The sequence below is a fragment of the Bartonella grahamii subsp. shimonis genome (genome assembly GCF_036327415.1).
Classification (GTDB): Bacteria; Pseudomonadota; Alphaproteobacteria; order Rhizobiales; family Rhizobiaceae; genus Bartonella; species Bartonella shimonis.
The window spans coordinates 1,990,182-2,005,817 of the sequence record NZ_CP123961.1; the positions used below are offsets into that span (position 1 = coordinate 1,990,182).

A 15,636-nucleotide genomic window follows, 5' to 3' on the forward strand; every position below is an offset into this window, starting at 1 on the left:
CACGATAATGATTGGTGTGCACAAGATTGAATTGTTGAAAATCAAAAATATAATTTAATGATGTTCCTTGACCAACTCACTCTCTCCTGAGTATAGCACGGGGAATAAACGTGGAAAGACATGAGGAGTATATAGAAAATGAGTTTTAAAGTTGCAATTGTCGGCGCAACCGGAAATGTTGGTCGTGAAATGCTTACAATTTTAGAAGAACGTGGTTTTCCCGCGCATGAAATTGTTCCTTTAGCATCACGACGCTCATTAGGACAAGAAGTTTCTTATGGAGATAAAACTTTAAAAGTAAAAGCATTGGATACTTACGATTTTTCTGACACAGATTTTTGTCTTATGTCTGCGGGGGGAAGCATTTCCAAAGAATATGCTCCTAAAATCGCTGCCGCTGGCTGTGTCGTCATCGATAATTCCTCCACGTGGCGCTATGATTCCAATGTTCCGTTGATCGTCCCTGAAGTCAATGCCGAAGCTATAAATGCCTTTTCTAAACGTAATATTATAGCAAATCCTAATTGTTCAACAATTCAACTGGTCTTAGCTTTAAAACCTCTCCATGATGCTGCAATCATTAAACGTGTTGTTGTCTCTACATATCAATCGGTTTCTGGAGCTGGTAAAGAAGGAATGGATGAACTTTTCGAACAATCACGTGCAGTTTTTGTTGCTGATCCAATTACATCAAAAAAATTCACTAAACGCATTGCCTTTAATGTTATTCCTCATATCGATGTTTTCATGGAAGATGGTTATACAAAAGAAGAATGGAAAATGACTGCTGAAACGAAGAAAATTCTCGATCCGAAGATTAAATTAACGGCCACTGCTGTACGGGTCCCTGTCTTTATCGGTCATGCCGAAGCCGTCCATGTTGAATTTGAAAAACCATTAAGCGTATCTGAAGCACAAGCGCTTCTCCGCAATGCTCCCGGTTGTCAGCTTATCGATAAACACGAAGATGGTGGCTATACCACACCTTATGAATGTACAGGAGAAGATGACACCTTTATTAGCCGTATTCGTGAAGATATCACCGTTGAAAATGGTTTAGCTTTCTGGGTTGCTGCCGATAATTTAAGAAAAGGAGCAGCATTGAATGCAGTTCAAATTGCTGAATTGCTCATTTCTCGTAATTTGATAAAGCCTAAGTCCGTAAATTAATGCCCTGTCCGAAAGGACGAAGAGCCCTAGCCGCTCTGTCAAAAGTCCGGCTTCTCTTCAGCAGGATCTTCCCCTGCTGAGGATTCATATCACCATCCTAAAGGACTGTAATTCGGGGTATTAACAAATTTTACTCTGAATATCCATGAATACCTCGCCACCTTAATTAATCATCGCCGCCTTAATGCCATTTTACGGTACAATAGGATCAGCAGCATGAAGCAAAAAACCCTTATGCTGCCGATCCTTTTTATCACTCCGATTGTGAAATTAACTTACCCTTATCGAGGAGGATAAGTCACAACACGGTAACGTGTTTCATTACGTTCAAAATTTTTGTAATTGACATTATCAGGAAAGAAGGGATTATAAGCATTTACGTGCTTTACAGAAACTCCTTGTGCTTTGGGCGAAGGATTTAAAATTGTCCGTTCATCTCTTTTTTTGACACCAGTAGAATCGATAATCACATCTGTTCTGTAGAGTTTTTGTATGTTTTTCCGTGTTTTTTGAATCGCCGGAAGAGCTTTAAAACCAGAAACAAACTGTTTTACTTTTTCTTTTTTTACTTTTTGCGATTTTATCCTAGCATTTGGCTTTACTGGCATCTTTGTAAAAGCAACGGTGGGAACATTGTTGACATTGACATAACGTGCAGATGCCCAACCAACCTTTCCGTGATAACCAAGAGAACACCAAGTTTTATTGGATAGACAGCCATAAATTTGCACTTTTGCTCCCATTGGAACCATTGTGATAACTTTATAAGCTGTCGCAGGACCTGTGCGTAAAGATACCTGACCTGATGCAACACGAGCAACTGTTCCTGCAATGGTTCCAGCTTCCACGTGAGAAGCAGTCACAGCCACCCCCGACGCTCCCAAAGCCCATAAAATCATTGTTGTTGATAAAAATTTCTTTCTTAACATTATTTTTCTTCCTCTCTCAAAACATGTGAAGGGCAAAATTTCGCCTTTGCAAAAATTTGTCGCGTTTAAATCCAATGATCAGCAACCTTTATTTCCCGCCCCAAAGACCCCACAACATTGTAACAAAGTCTCTTTTTATTCCCCATCTACACGAACGCGGCCTTTTGATCTTGATTGCGCAGTATGTTCCTCATGAATTTACTGCTAAAGCATCATCTGATTGTCTAGTTCTTCAACCAATCGTCCCTTAAAGAAGTTTTTAAAGTGTCATTGGTTCCCTCAACAAATGATTACAATATGATTACAATAGAAGAATTGATGCCTGAATTTCAGAGAATTACTGAGAATGAATAATGATAAGCCCCCAAAACTACTAAAAATAGAAGAAAAAATAATACTCTTTTAAAAATAAAAGTGATTGAATATTATCTAAAGCTTGTATAACTTGAAATCTCCCTAAAAAAATACAGAGTATATTGAAACTTCCCTCAAAAAATCTCTTAGAAAAGAAAGTTAAAAGCACATGACATTAAAAAAATTTTTTCGTAGTCAGATTATAGGATTATTCCTCTCTCTCTTTGCACTTTTTTTATCTACAGTTTTTGTCATGGCTACAGACAAATCAAAAATCAAACTTGGTATTATGGAAGGGCGGGATGCGATTATTTGGAAAACTGCTGCTGAACAAGCTAAAAAAGCCGGTTTAGATATTGAACTCGTTTATTTTTCTGATTACGCTTTGCCTAATGACGCTGTTAACGCAGGAGAGATCGATGCGAATGCTTTTCAGCACGCCCCTTATCTTAATGAACAAATGAAACAACGTGGCTATAAACTTTCAATTGTCGGCTATACATTTATTGCTCCAATCGGTGTTTATTCGCACAAAATCAAAGACTTAAAAGATTTACGTGATGGTGCACATGTTGGTATTCCAAACGACCCATCTAATGGTGGAAGAGCCTTACTTCTTCTCAATTCTTTAGGTCTCATTAAGTTAAAAGATCCTCATAATATTCTTGCATCTCCACTTGATATTATCGAAAATCCTAAAAACCTGCAAATTCGTGAACTCGATGCTGGTATGTTAGGACGAGCTATTGACGATTTTGATCTTGCAATTATAAACACAAACTGGGCTATTGTTTCCGGATTAAACTTCGAAAAAGATGTCGTCGCATGGGAGAGCGCAAAAAATAATCCTTATGATAATATCATCGTTGTACGCACGAGCGAAAAAGATGAGCCATGGGTTAAAAAATTAGTTGCCGCTTACAACAACGATCTTATCCGTGCAAAAATCAAAGAGGTTTTTGGAAAAACCGCCCAAACTTCTTGGTAATTGTGCCAAATATCCGAGTAATTGTGAATGGAAAAACCTACTCTTATCTCCTTAAAAAACATCAGCCGTTGTTTTAACAAAACGGCTGGTGTTCCGGTAATTAATAATCTCTCTTTAAATATCCATGCTGGTGAAATCCTTGGCATTATTGGGCGCAGTGGAGCAGGAAAATCAACACTTATCCGCTGTTTAAATGGGTTAGAGAAGATTGATGCAGGGTCCATTTTTTTTGAAGGTGTTGATATTTCAAATCTATCAGAGATAGAGTGGGCGCCTTACCGTCAACGAATTGGGATGATTTTTCAACATTTCAATCTTCTCTCATCGCAAAATATTCTTGATAACATTGCATTGCCGCTTAAATTAAGTGGTGTAAGTAAAAAACAACGCCACAAACGTGCCCTTGAACTTATTGAATTGGTTGGGTTATATGGAAAAGAATATTGCTATCCAGCACAATTATCAGGGGGGCAAAAACAACGCGTTGGCATTGCTCGTGCGCTTGCTGCTAATCCTAAAATATTGTTATCAGATGAAGCTACCTCTGCTCTTGACCCTGAAACAACACAATCTATTCTAGAGCTCCTTGCTGATATTAATAAACACCTCAATCTCACGATTGTGCTCATCACCCATGAAATGGAAGTTGTGCGCACCATAGCGCATCGCGTTGTTGTTCTTAATCAGGGGAACATTGTAGAAGAAGGACGTGTGAAAGACATCTTTACATCACCGCAAGACGATACAACCATAGCCATGCTCAAGCTTGTCACCCCGCAACTTCCTGAAAAATTTGCGAAAAATCTCAAACCAATCGGGCGAGAAGCTGTCATTGAAATCAATATTGCCGGTGAAATTGCCCAGCAACCTTTTCTTCATCTTCTAGAAAATGAGAGTGGTTTAAAAGCACGTATTTTGCATGGTGGCATTGATACAGTTCAAGATGAAACCATCGGGCGACTCTTCTTAGCTCTTCCTGGAGAAGATAAAGAAGCTTTAGAAAAAGCTGTTCAATGGTTAACGAAAAAAGGACGATATTGTGAGGTCTTAGGCTATGTTTAATGTTTTGTCTCATGAACTTCCCCAAGCTGTTATTGATACAATATTGATGACACTTAGTGCTTCTTTTATGGCATTTATTATAGGACTTCCCCTTGGTCTTCTTCTTCACACAACAGCACGCGGGGGGATTTTTTCCTCATCTCTCATCAATCGCCCTTTAAGCATGATCATTGACAGTATTCGTGCCATTCCCTTTATTATTCTTGCATTTTATCTTCTTCCCGTTACGCGTATCGTTGTAGGAAGAGGGATAGGAATGCCTGCTGTAATTTTTATACTGACCATTTCAGCTATCCCTTTTTATGCACGCATGGCAGAACTCTCTTTTAAAACCGTTGAAAACGGTCTCATTGAAGCGATCCGCTCTATGGGCGCAAGCCGTCTTCAAATTATCAGACATGTTCTTATTCCTGAAGCTCTCCCTAGCCTGATTACAGGTTTTACAGTCATGGTCATTTCTCTCATAGGAGCCACCTCACTTGCTGGATATCTTGGTGGAGGCGGTTTAGGGGATATGGCAATCCGCTATGGCTATCAACGCTATAATACCTTCATCATGACCATTGTCATCATTCTTTTGATCATACTCAATGTTATAACCCAATGGACTTCTGATAAAATCGTACAAAAACTTGATAAAACAAAACATTAAAAGACTTAGAATTTCACATGCCAGTACCATCATCCTCTTTGCCACTTTCCAAGTGCAACAACCCTTGCCTATCGAAAACGCTCATAAGAGATTAGGAACTTTTCTCTTAAACAGTTTTTGTCTCTCTCCATCCGTTTGTAACATGAAAGAAAATAGTTTTAATGGATTGAATATAAAAGGGAATAAAATGAGAGATCTTACAATATTCGAGACTCTCTCTCTCTCTTAACATAAAAATAATAAATTATCATGTAAATTAAGGCATTGGTCATGGCCTTCTCAAATCTTATACAACATATTGATTTATAATGATAATATGACGTTATTCATATTGAATGAGAACTCTGAATACAGTAAGAGCCTCTCACTCTAAAGTTATTCCATATTGAATCAATCAAAACCCCTCGCTTACACCTTAAAAGCGGAAAGAGCCGTATGAGTAAAAACTATACAAGCAAGGAAGGCCATGACTCTTATGAATTATCTCAAGTGTCAAGACCTGTCTTAACATCGGGGACTGGCATATAATATGATGGTACTAACTTTCTTCTTCCCAAGCATAAAGATGGGGTGCTCAATGGTTTTATAGTTATACTATTATAGGCGCCACTGCGAAATGGGTGTGACGAGCGTTGAGAGATATTTCTTTAAAATAAGCCTGTGAATTGGCAACGCAAGTATATTCCATTTGAAGCGTTCTGTTTTACGTGAGGGTTATGATCCCATTAAAGAACGCTATAAACAAAAGCGCAAAACAATGCACAGTCTTCATTAGGAAACTCCTCTTCAAAACGATCTAGGAAAGATAGCAATCAGCTATAGCTATCAACGCTATGATAGCTCCACCATATCTATCATCCTATAGATTATTCTCAATCCTATCCTTGAAGAAACTTCTCATAGAACTGTATAAAAATTTTATAAAATAAAGTACTCAAACTAACCTAGATATTAGATATTTTCTCTCCCACCACAGCTACAATAAGCCATTGAGCTGTAAGAGCTGGCTTTTTTAGCTGTTCAATTTCCACCGTAACCCCATAATGGAAAACCACTCGACCAGAAGGGCGAATTTCTGCATCATCTAACACAAAACGCGCGCGTACCCGTACTCCTGTTTTCACAGGACTCATAAAGCGTACTTTATCGAAACCATAATTAATCCCCATTGTGGTCCCTTCCAACTCTGGAAGAGCCTCATAAGCAAGCGTAGACAAAAGCGATAATGTTAAAAAACCATGAGCAATCGTTCCCCCAAAAGGTGTCTGTTTAGCCTTTTCCTCATCAACGTGTATCCATTGATGATCATCTGTAGCGCATGCAAATTGATTAATCATATCCTGTGTAACAAGACGCCACCCCGATAATCCCACTTCTTTCCCAATAAAATTAGTGACATCTTGTACTGTTATTTTTTGCTGCATAACGCTATTCCTACTTTATTTGATAAAAGCAACCACCCCCCTTGCTTTTATAAAGTCCATTGATTAGAGCATCAAGAATAAAAGATTAATTGTCTTAAAAATAAATACACCTTAATGAATGAGAAAAGTTTTTTAGCAGAATAGTTTTCAAATGGGAAAAAAGAATGGCAAGCAATGTGAACCTAACAGGTTTAGCGCATGATTTGAAAAAACGTGCAGAAAACCATCCCCCCATCCGTATTGGACTGATTGGTTGTGGGGAAATGGGCACAGATTTATTATCAAGTATTGCGCATATGGATGGTATAACAGTGGCTGCTGTAGCCACTAGGACGCCATCACGTATTTTTGATGCCGCTACACTAGCCTATGGCGAAGATGGACATGTCTGTGAAGTTGAAAATACTTATGCTCTCACGCAAAGCATTGAAAAAGATTTGATTGCAGCGACAGATGATATTGACCTTGTTTTGCGCCATGAACAAATTGATATTATCATTGATGCAACAGGCTATCCTGAAGCGGGAGCAGAAATTGGTATCAAAGCGCTTGAGAATAACAAACATCTTGTCATGATGAATGTTGAAGCAGATGTTACAATTGGCGCTTATCTCAAACATGAAGCAGAAAAACGAGGACTTATTTATACCCTTGGTGCCGGAGATGAACCAACTTCTTGCATGGAACTCATCGAATTTGTTTCAGCTCTTGGACATAAGATTGTTGCAGCGGGTAAGGGAAAAAATAATCCTCTGCTCTTTGATGCTACACCTGATGCTTACGAAGAAGAAGCACTCCGGCGTAATATGAATGTACGCATGTTGGTTGAATTTATTGATGGTTCCAAAACGATGGTTGAAATGGCCGCAATTGCCAATGCCACCGGACTTCTCCCCGACTGCCCAGGAATGCATGGACCACAAGCGACGCTGCAAGATTTAAACAAAGTGCTTATTCCCAAAAAAGATGGAGGAATTTTACAGCAATATGGTGTTGTGGATTATTCAATAGGTCAAGGTGTTTCCCCAGGTGTTTTTGTCATTGCAGAAATAACACACCCACGTTTACGCGAACGTATGGAAGATTTAAAAATTGGTCAGGGACCTTACTTCACCTTTCACCGCCCCTATCATTTAACAGCAATGGAAGTTCCCCTCACCTGCGCACGTGTTATGCTTTATGGTAAAAAAGATATGGTCCCTCTTAGCCACCCCGTAGTAGAAGTCTGTGCTGTTGCTAAAAAAGATTTACACCCAGGTGACCAGCTAGACTTTATCGGTCTTTATACTTATCGCGCTTGGATAATGAACATCGCAGAAGCACGCGCTCACCACGCCATTCCTTGTGGTCTTTTAGAAAAAGCAACTGTAACAGCTGCAATTAAAAAAAATGAACTCATTACAACGCATAATACTACTATTCGTGAAGATCAGTGGATTGCACGCCTTCGTGCTAAACAAGACCTTTTACTTCATTGCCCTTCTTCTGCTAAGCTATAATACCTCTTAGCACCTTACTTAACAGCATCGTTCCCTTACGCAACAGAACAACCCAGAATACACTTGTATCACAAATTCATGTTTCTGTTTTAATAAAGGCATTTTCCAACGATACACATCACCACTTCCCTCACACGAACAGGGCCCATAAATTCTATAGTATAAACCTCCCCATGAGATAGTATAAGGTTCATTGTGTATCACTCTCTTACCTTCATAAAGATACAAATCAGCATCATCATTTTATTTGCTAATTACCAATAGTATGACAGCCCTTGAACCTTAGAGATGATTCATGAGAAGAATTTTTGCTCTTTTCTTAAATAATTTTTATCCATACACGAATGCAAATTGTTATATGCAAAAAATGCTTTTGATGGATTCAATATAAACAAATTTGAAATGATGAATATCTATCATTTTTCTTATTGCATGAAAAACCTAAATACAGGGATATTTTTTTTTATCTTCCTATAAAAGATAAAAATATTTTAAAAAGGGATAAAATATGCCTTTGATGAATAATCTTCATATAAGAGCAGGTAGACAATATTAAAATGCTTATAAAAAGAGTGAATGTACTAGCATTATTACTAAGATAATAACTATAAACTGTAAAAAAACAGGTTACACTACTTTGAAAAAGAAAAACATAAATGTAGAATCTTGAACTTTAATAATGTTAATAAAAGATAGATTTAGTATTAACAATAGAGATTTTTCTAGCTAATACAGCACAAATCATTTCAAATATTAATTTTTTCAAACTAATGAAGTGAACAAAACAACTCATCGACTTTGTCGATGAGCCTTCTACTAAAGTGTACTAAATATTCCTAAAAGAGATACAACTGCACCAAATACATCCCCAATACATAAAGAAGCAATAAGTGAGAAAATACCTATTTCACCCCAAAAAGCTGAACCTGAAAAGGCAGAAACTTTTTCAGCTTTCCCAAAAGCAATGCCATCTTGTTTCTCAACACCTTGAATAACCGCACTGTCCACAGCTTTAATAGCTACATTTTTTTCTAGTGTGGAAATAGGAACTGCCATTCTCTCTTGAAATTTATTTTTTACAAAACTTTCATTTCCCTCTATAGTTTGTACAAAAAAAGAATAAATAATGTAAAAGTAAGTGAACATACACGATTTTTAAATATTTTAAACATCGATTTCTTTTCTCCTCTTTTTCTTCACTGAAAAAATGAAAGAATATTCACATATGTAAAAACCAAAGCTTATATTTAAGCATTTATAGAATTACACATAACAAAATACTATATGTAATTATATTATAAATATAATTACATCATGTGTTACATATAAATACAAAAAAACGACAAATCCATTTGAAAACTTATATAATATAAATTTTATAAATAATTTAAAATGTAATTAAATTCTAAAGAACTATAATATTAAAAACTGTCAATATAATGATAATGTTTGTCTATTATTTCAATAAATATAAAAATGAAATAGTAACTAATGGATTTTTATTATATCACTCATCAATAATCTTGAAAAATAAAATTGGAAGAGAATAAAAACATCGATCTAAAACAAATCTATCCTAATAAATAAACCTTAAAATAGTGTATTATTTTTCTATAAAACAGTTATAAAGTGTAAAAAAGCAAATAAGATCTCTCTTTTCAAATAGAAAAGACGTTAATAAAATTATCCTCAACTTTTACTGATATATAAAGAAAAAATATCGCATAGCATCTTCAAAAAGGTAATTCAGCGCCCTTTATCTCATACAGCATAAGAACTCAAAATATTGACTTTCAAACCTAACAAAACAAACTTATAAAATAACTAAATCTATCAGATTTACAAAAACATTATAAGTAACATTAGAGCACCAACAAACTGCCTAAAATTAAATAAAAAGAAAGTCATGAAAAATGATATAATCCCCTAAAATATCGAAAATAATTCTCTTTCTTAATTTTTATAAAAATTATTCCATATTTTTCGTCAATATTGTAGATCCTATCCATATTTATGTTTTGAGTAATTATATTTACTCTGTATTAGTAAAAAATAATTCTCTTTAAAAGAAGTTTTTGGCAATATTCACATAACCGTCTTCAATTTGTGATAATAATAAAGAATTGATCAAATTCTTGGAAGAAAAGTGATAGAGAAACTTACTAAAAATTGCATTTTTGAAATACCAACTTAAGTAAGCGCATTGAAAAAATAACGCCATGAAAACTGATATTGAATGATAAATTTATCAACCAATCACTTTAATGGCAGGATACTGATCTATAATAATAGTTCATTGTTTTGCATGTTGAATGAGAAAGCTAGCTATTATAAGATTCTCTTAATTTTAACTCTGTTTATATTGAATCAAACAAATTTTTTTGCTGGCAAATCACAAACGAAATCGATGTGTATGTAAACACACTTGAAGAAAGAAAAATATCACTTATGAGATATTTTAACTATCAAGCGCTGTTAACACAGTATTGAAAACTAGCAAAGTAAATGGCGCTGCCCCTTTTTACTTTAAAAGTGTAAAGCTGATGGAACACTGTAGATTTTACATTATGAGACTTTACCATTATACCATTCACGGGCGCCGTCGCAAAATAGGCTTGGATACCTTGGGAAAGGTTTCTTTAAAACAAGCGTGTCAATGTGCAACACAATGGCGTTCTGTTTATCATGTATCCAACGGTGTTTCTTTTTGAATCATCTTATAAACTCATCGAGCTCTCTGAGATTTCAAGTTCATCTTACGTGAATTCTTCTCTTTGATATTCACTTTTTTCATGAACACTAAAGTCTGTTAATACACTATCCAAAGTAAATCAATCAACAAACATTTCTATTCTTTTATAATATACAGATACTTGAATTAAGAATTTAGAGCTTCTGATTGAAACCAAAATCTGTACTATCGCAAAAATAGAAATAATTTGGTTATCTTTTCTCCCTAGTAAAAAGAAGGATATGCAACTTACAGAAAAAATTGCGTTTTCAATAAACAACGAAAAACAACAAAAAAATTATTTTTCATGACATGATGTGAGGTATTTAATCTGTCTGAATATTGATTTGTTAAAAATGAGAATATGTATCAGAAAGACTTACCAAAGATAGCTATCTTTAGAAAGGTCGCCTCATATTACAGAAAAAATTGCGTTAGCTTTACTCAATAAAAGTTTCACTATTTTTAACAAAGCTCTCATTTTATAGCATCCATATGTGATGTAAAAAGACGCCTATTTGCGTTTCTCTTATAGATAGATTAAATAGTGACAGTACCTTTGATCACTTTAATCTGTGTTAACTTCTCTTTTGGGCAATAATTTATGGTATCTAACACGCCTTTTCTCGCTCTTTTACCTTTGGGCGCACACGAATATCACGGAGAGCACCTTCCCTTCGAAACCGACTGGATCATTGCTGAAGCTTTTGCAAAAGCTCTCACTTTACAAACAAAAGAGCAGTTTCATATCGCACTTTTACCAGTTGAAAAGATTGGCTATTCTATAGAACATATGGATGTTACAGGCACACAAACTCTTACCTTTTCTGATGCGATTAAGCGATGGATAAAGATTGGTGAAAACTGTTATCATAAAGGGATCAACCGTCTTCTTCTTCTCAATGCTCACGGAGGCAATTCACCTTTAATGAGCATTGTTATCACCGAATTACGAAGGCGCCTTTCCATGCTCGCTGTAGCAACAAGCTGGAGCCGTTTTGGTTTGCCACAAGGTCTCATGGAGCCTTTTCAACAGCATCTTGATATCCATGGAGGTTTTATCGAAACTTCTCTCATGCTCTATTTAGCACCAGAAAAAGTGCATATGGAAAAAGCAACAAATTTTCATAACAAACAAGCAGATATGATTGCCAATTATCGGTATTTACGCGCTTATGGTCCTCATGCCTTTGGCTGGACAATGCGAGATCTAAATATGCAAGGTGCAGCAGGAAACGCAAGCAAAGCAACACCACAAGCCGGTGAAGCAATCTTTTCTCATGTTCTATCTCAGCTTCGTGATTTACTTGATGATATCAATCGATTTAACATAAACACATGGCAATAAAGAACAATAAAAGGTCTCTCCATGGAAACGACACACCCCAAAAAACTTCCCGTTACGGTTCTCACAGGCTATCTTGGTGCGGGAAAAACCACCCTTCTCAACCGCATTCTCAGTGAAAATCATGGCAAACGTTATGCCGTCATTGTCAATGAATTTGGTGAAATTGGCATTGATAATGACCTGATCATTGAATCAGATGAAGAAATTTATGAAATGAATAATGGCTGTGTTTGCTGCACCGTGCGTGGTGATCTCATTCGCATTCTGGAAAGTCTGATGCAACGTTCTCATCGATTTGATGCGATCATTATAGAAACGACAGGGCTTGCAGATCCCGTTCCCGTAGCCCAGACCTTTTTCATGGATGATACTATCCATGAAAAAACAACCCTTGACAGTGTCATAGCGGTCGTTGATGCAAAGCATTTACCCTCTCAACTGAAAAAAAGTCGTGAAGTTGAAGAGCAAATTGCTTTCTCTGACATTGTTCTTTTAAATAAGATTGATCTTGTCACGGCACAAGAACGCGCCTATGCTGAATCCCTTATTCTGGCCATTAATCCTCGCGCTATACTCTATACAACACAGCGCGCCAATATTCCTCTTGAAAAACTCATCAATCGTGGTTTCTTTGATCTCCAACGAACTCTCGATCATGAACCTCATTTTCTCGATCACGAACATACACACCAACATACCAACCATGTGTGCGGTCCCGATTGCCATCATGACCATCATCACGCTTCCCCCATTCATGATATTACCATCACTTCTGTAAGTTTAAAAACAGGTGCTCTGCAACCAGAAAAGTTTTTCCCTTGGATCCAACAAATTACGCAGCAACAGGGACCTGATATCTTGCGTCTCAAAGGCATTATCGCCTTTCAAAGAGACGATGATCGTTACGTCATTCAAGGTATACACATGCTTCTTGAGGGACAACATCAACGCCCATGGCGTGAAGATGAAAAACGAGAAAGTCGCCTTGTTTTTATAGGACGCTCTCTTGATGCTGAAAAATTAAAAACTGGTTTTGAAAGTTGTGCATAAGGGAGTGACAATGCCAAACATTACCCATTATGATCTCAAAAGTTACTGCCTTTCCTGCGGTTTTATAGGCAATAAACCAGCTTTTGTTTCCGTAGAAGGTTTCATTGTTTTTTTTAATCCAACCCCACAAATCTTTGAAGTTCACAAAGGAATAATTTCCAGCCATTTTTCCCATGACAATACTGCGATCATCACAGGTGGAGAAGATGGAAAAGTCTGTCAAACAACCGCAGCGGGACATACAGAAGTGCTAAGCCAAAAAGAACGCAAATGGATAAACAACGTTGCTTTTGGTCCACAAAAAGCTTTTGCTTTTTCCTCCTCACGTTTCGTATTTGTGCATGTTGGAAAAGAACGACAAGAGCTTACACATGAACGCAGTGTAGAAGGCATCGCTTTTGCCCCAAAAGGTTTACGACTTGCCGTTGCCCATTACAATGGTGTCACTCTTCATTGGTTATCAACGCAAATATCTCCCACCACATTGGTATGGAAAGGAGCTCATTGTGATGTCACCTTTTCACCAGACAACCGCTATGTCATTTCCACGATGCAAGAAAACGCCTTACACGGCTGGCGCCTTAGAGATCATCAACATTTACGGATGAGTGGCTACCCAAGCAAAGTCAAAAGCTGGTCTTGGAGTGCAAAAGGAAAATGGCTAGCAACATCAGGTGCCTCTGCCGCAATTGTTTGGCCCTTTCATACAAAAGATGGCCCCATGGGAAAAACACCACTAGAACTAGGCACACGAGCAAATGCGCTTGTTAGCACCGTTTCATGCCACCCAAGCAAAGAAATTGTAGCTATAGGCTTCAATGATGGAATGATTTTAGCGGCATATTTTCATGATGGAAAAGAAGTCCTTCTAAAAGGTTATGGGAAAAGTGCTATCTCAGCACTCAACTGGGATCAGGCAGGGTACAACCTCACCTTCGGTAGCGAAAATGGTGAATGTGGTATGATCAATATCACTGATTAAACCAAGCATCAACAAGCGCAACCATTGCTGATAAAAATGCCTACACAATCCTCCAGAAATCCTAATACCCCTTGCATCTTTAGAGCTCTCAGAAACCCTATCTCTCTAGTCTCCCCCAAAAGCTCCTAAAATCTTCGTAATCATTGAATCTTTCCTCCCCCCTTCAGACAAGAAAATACCTTAACATGTTTTTTGACCTTTTAACATTGCTACCCCCATGCAAGAATAAAAACATCACCCCCAAGCCCCCCATCTCCCTATAAACACCTATATAGGCTACATACTTCCACAAAAGCATTTTTCTTAAAAATTCGGCAAAAAATAGCTTATATCATCATTGAAACAACTATTTATTCCTACGCTTAGAAGAATGGAATTCAACACTATTTTCCTAAATAAAATTTTTTTGATTTCCCCCTCTAAAGAGCAAAGTTTCCTACTGGCAGCCTTCTACACGTCAGTTTTTTTCCCAGCAGATTCCATCTCAATAATCATTTCATGGAGATGCTGGAACAGAGGGCTGTGACAGATGTTAACGACGTAGGAAATGGATTGGGGGGCGGAGAATCTACAGGATCAGAAGATGCAAAAGAAGAAAGTGTATCAGATATAGTATTATCAGAATTTACTTTAGAATAAATATAGATACCTTCGAGACGAAAATCCCAAAAACTCCCCTCACCTTCCACTAATCTTAGTGTAACATCCGCTTCTCCAAAAGGCGAGCTTGGACCATAACCACGAAGACGATATTGATAAGGAAAATCATTCACCGTAGTATAACCATTGGCTAACTCAAAAAAATCCTCCTTTGCTGTTCCAGCAACTTGAATGAGTAAAATGCTTTGATCTTTTCCGCCACATATCTCTTTACTTGAAGCTTTTAAAAAATTTTGCACATGAATAAGAGTCGTTCCAGAAACATCACCATAGATCAAAATGCGATCCGTCCTTTGGAGATCAAACAAACCCTCATCATTAAAAATGCACTCAACTTAATCTGAACATTTCCCTCAACACTATAAGCTTTTTATATGCTGACAATACTACTTTGTCTCCTTCATTTATATCCGTCCTTTTTCCAATGCGTAGCGTTTGATAACCACTCGATATATCTTTATCATCAAAGATTAGTGTACTATTGGAAAGACTTAGAGGTGAAAGCGATGAAACAGAGTCTTGTAAACCGTTGTATTTACTTTTAGTAAGATACCATGTTGAAGCACGCGTTAACTCTAAATCAACAAGTTGAACTATCTATCCTCAACACACATACCTCCTGTAAGAGAAGAAGCCCTTGCTTTCACCAATAGAGAAGAGTTATTTTTAGCTTTTAGCAACAAATCACCAGAGATCTTTGTTTCATCAGATAATTCAAGAATACCTTCAGCCCTATAGCCTCCATTCTCCTTCGCATAAATTGCAATACCATCTAGGACTGTCATAT

General features: G+C 37.0%; 14 protein-coding genes. 9 read left to right on the plus strand and 5 right to left on the minus strand.

Annotation, left to right across the window (positions count from 1 at the left end):
- The first annotated feature begins 138 nt into the window (after window positions 1-138).
- The gene (locus tag QHG57_RS08675; protein ID WP_330169109.1) at window positions 139-1,170 is read left to right on the plus strand and encodes an aspartate-semialdehyde dehydrogenase; all 1,032 of its coding nucleotides are present in this window, start codon (window positions 139-141) and stop codon (window positions 1,168-1,170) included.
- A 281-nt stretch (window positions 1,171-1,451) separates the two neighbouring features.
- Here the strand turns inward: QHG57_RS08675 and QHG57_RS08680 are convergent, their stop codons facing one another.
- On the minus strand, window positions 1,452-2,099 hold the full coding sequence (locus QHG57_RS08680; RefSeq protein WP_330169110.1) for an SH3 domain-containing protein: 648 nt from the start codon (window positions 2,097-2,099) through the stop codon (window positions 1,452-1,454).
- Between the two features lie 523 nt (window positions 2,100-2,622).
- Between QHG57_RS08680 and QHG57_RS08685 the strand changes: the two genes are divergently transcribed.
- Genes QHG57_RS08685 through QHG57_RS08695 form a run of 3 tightly spaced genes read left to right on the plus strand, consistent with a single transcriptional unit; the run spans window position 2,623 to window position 5,155 of the window.
- Complete coding sequence (locus QHG57_RS08685) at window positions 2,623-3,441, plus strand: MetQ/NlpA family ABC transporter substrate-binding protein (protein ID WP_330169111.1); 819 nt, start codon at window positions 2,623-2,625, stop codon at window positions 3,439-3,441.
- Window positions 3,442-3,468: 27 nt separating this feature from the next.
- On the plus strand, window positions 3,469-4,503 hold the full coding sequence (locus QHG57_RS08690) for a methionine ABC transporter ATP-binding protein (protein ID WP_015856779.1): 1,035 nt from the start codon (window positions 3,469-3,471) through the stop codon (window positions 4,501-4,503).
- Window positions 4,496-5,155, plus strand: a complete 660-nt coding sequence (locus QHG57_RS08695) for a methionine ABC transporter permease (protein ID WP_330167964.1) — start codon at window positions 4,496-4,498, stop codon at window positions 5,153-5,155. Before QHG57_RS08690 ends, QHG57_RS08695 begins: the two co-directional genes overlap by 8 nt.
- A gap of 944 nt (window positions 5,156-6,099) precedes the next feature.
- Here QHG57_RS08695 and QHG57_RS08700 read toward each other — a convergent pair.
- Entirely contained in the window at window positions 6,100-6,579 is a 480-nt protein-coding gene (locus QHG57_RS08700; RefSeq protein WP_330167965.1) for a MaoC family dehydratase, read from the minus strand.
- Window positions 6,580-6,743: 164 nt separating this feature from the next.
- On the opposite strand from QHG57_RS08700, the gene QHG57_RS08705 reads away from it, so the two are divergent.
- Complete coding sequence (locus tag QHG57_RS08705; protein WP_330167966.1) at window positions 6,744-8,078, plus strand: NAD(P)H-dependent oxidoreductase; 1,335 nt, start codon at window positions 6,744-6,746, stop codon at window positions 8,076-8,078.
- Between the two features lie 816 nt (window positions 8,079-8,894).
- Here QHG57_RS08705 and QHG57_RS08710 read toward each other — a convergent pair.
- On the minus strand, window positions 8,895-9,224 hold the full coding sequence (locus QHG57_RS08710; RefSeq protein ID WP_419196691.1) for a hypothetical protein: 330 nt from the start codon (window positions 9,222-9,224) through the stop codon (window positions 8,895-8,897).
- Window positions 9,225-10,645: 1,421 nt separating this feature from the next.
- Between QHG57_RS08710 and QHG57_RS08715 the strand changes: the two genes are divergently transcribed.
- The 4 genes from QHG57_RS08715 (at window position 10,646) to QHG57_RS08730 (ending at window position 14,189) form a co-directional block, all read left to right on the plus strand.
- Window positions 10,646-10,789, plus strand: a complete 144-nt coding sequence (locus QHG57_RS08715) for a hypothetical protein (protein WP_330169112.1) — start codon at window positions 10,646-10,648, stop codon at window positions 10,787-10,789.
- Between the two features lie 624 nt (window positions 10,790-11,413).
- Window positions 11,414-12,157, plus strand: coding sequence for a creatininase family protein (locus QHG57_RS08720; protein WP_330167968.1), 744 nt, complete (start codon window positions 11,414-11,416; stop codon window positions 12,155-12,157).
- A 21-nt stretch (window positions 12,158-12,178) separates the two neighbouring features.
- Complete coding sequence (locus QHG57_RS08725; RefSeq protein ID WP_330169113.1) at window positions 12,179-13,207, plus strand: CobW family GTP-binding protein; 1,029 nt, start codon at window positions 12,179-12,181, stop codon at window positions 13,205-13,207.
- A gap of 10 nt (window positions 13,208-13,217) precedes the next feature.
- On the plus strand, window positions 13,218-14,189 hold the full coding sequence (locus QHG57_RS08730) for a WD40 repeat domain-containing protein (protein ID WP_330169114.1): 972 nt from the start codon (window positions 13,218-13,220) through the stop codon (window positions 14,187-14,189).
- A 491-nt stretch (window positions 14,190-14,680) separates the two neighbouring features.
- On the opposite strand, the gene QHG57_RS08735 is transcribed toward QHG57_RS08730, so the two are convergent.
- Together QHG57_RS08735 and QHG57_RS08740 are read right to left on the minus strand one after the other, a co-directional pair.
- A complete protein-coding gene (locus QHG57_RS08735) occupies window positions 14,681-15,157 on the minus strand; it encodes a hypothetical protein (protein WP_330169115.1) in 477 nt (158 codons plus the stop codon).
- 285 nt (window positions 15,158-15,442) lie between these two features.
- Window positions 15,443-15,634 carry a hypothetical protein gene (locus QHG57_RS08740; protein ID WP_330167972.1) on the minus strand — a complete coding sequence of 64 codons (192 nt, stop codon included), beginning with the start codon at window positions 15,632-15,634 and terminating at the stop codon, window positions 15,443-15,445.
- Between the last annotated feature and the right edge of the window lie 2 nt (window positions 15,635-15,636).

What these genes read in the sequence shown, in the direction of transcription:
- QHG57_RS08675 (WP_330169109.1), top strand. Translation starts at nt 139, where the DNA reads ATGAGTTTTAAAGTTGCAATTGTCGGCGCAACCGGAAATGTTGGTCGT.
- QHG57_RS08690 (WP_015856779.1), top strand. Translation starts at nt 3,469, where the DNA reads ATGGAAAAACCTACTCTTATCTCCTTAAAAAACATCAGCCGTTGTTTT.
- QHG57_RS08700 (WP_330167965.1), bottom strand. Translation starts at nt 6,579, where the DNA reads ATGCAGCAAAAAATAACAGTACAAGATGTCACTAATTTTATTGGGAAA.
- QHG57_RS08730 (WP_330169114.1), top strand. Translation starts at nt 13,218, where the DNA reads ATGCCAAACATTACCCATTATGATCTCAAAAGTTACTGCCTTTCCTGC.
- QHG57_RS08705 (WP_330167966.1), top strand. Translation starts at nt 6,744, where the DNA reads ATGGCAAGCAATGTGAACCTAACAGGTTTAGCGCATGATTTGAAAAAA.
- QHG57_RS08725 (WP_330169113.1), top strand. Translation starts at nt 12,179, where the DNA reads ATGGAAACGACACACCCCAAAAAACTTCCCGTTACGGTTCTCACAGGC.
- QHG57_RS08740 (WP_330167972.1), bottom strand. Translation starts at nt 15,634, where the DNA reads ATGACAGTCCTAGATGGTATTGCAATTTATGCGAAGGAGAATGGAGGC.
- QHG57_RS08710 (WP_419196691.1), bottom strand. Translation starts at nt 9,224, where the DNA reads ATGTTCACTTACTTTTACATTATTTATTCTTTTTTTGTACAAACTATA.
- QHG57_RS08720 (WP_330167968.1), top strand. Translation starts at nt 11,414, where the DNA reads ATGGTATCTAACACGCCTTTTCTCGCTCTTTTACCTTTGGGCGCACAC.
- QHG57_RS08695 (WP_330167964.1), top strand. Translation starts at nt 4,496, where the DNA reads ATGTTTAATGTTTTGTCTCATGAACTTCCCCAAGCTGTTATTGATACA.
- QHG57_RS08685 (WP_330169111.1), top strand. Translation starts at nt 2,623, where the DNA reads ATGACATTAAAAAAATTTTTTCGTAGTCAGATTATAGGATTATTCCTC.
- QHG57_RS08680 (WP_330169110.1), bottom strand. Translation starts at nt 2,099, where the DNA reads ATGTTAAGAAAGAAATTTTTATCAACAACAATGATTTTATGGGCTTTG.
- QHG57_RS08715 (WP_330169112.1), top strand. Translation starts at nt 10,646, where the DNA reads ATGAGACTTTACCATTATACCATTCACGGGCGCCGTCGCAAAATAGGC.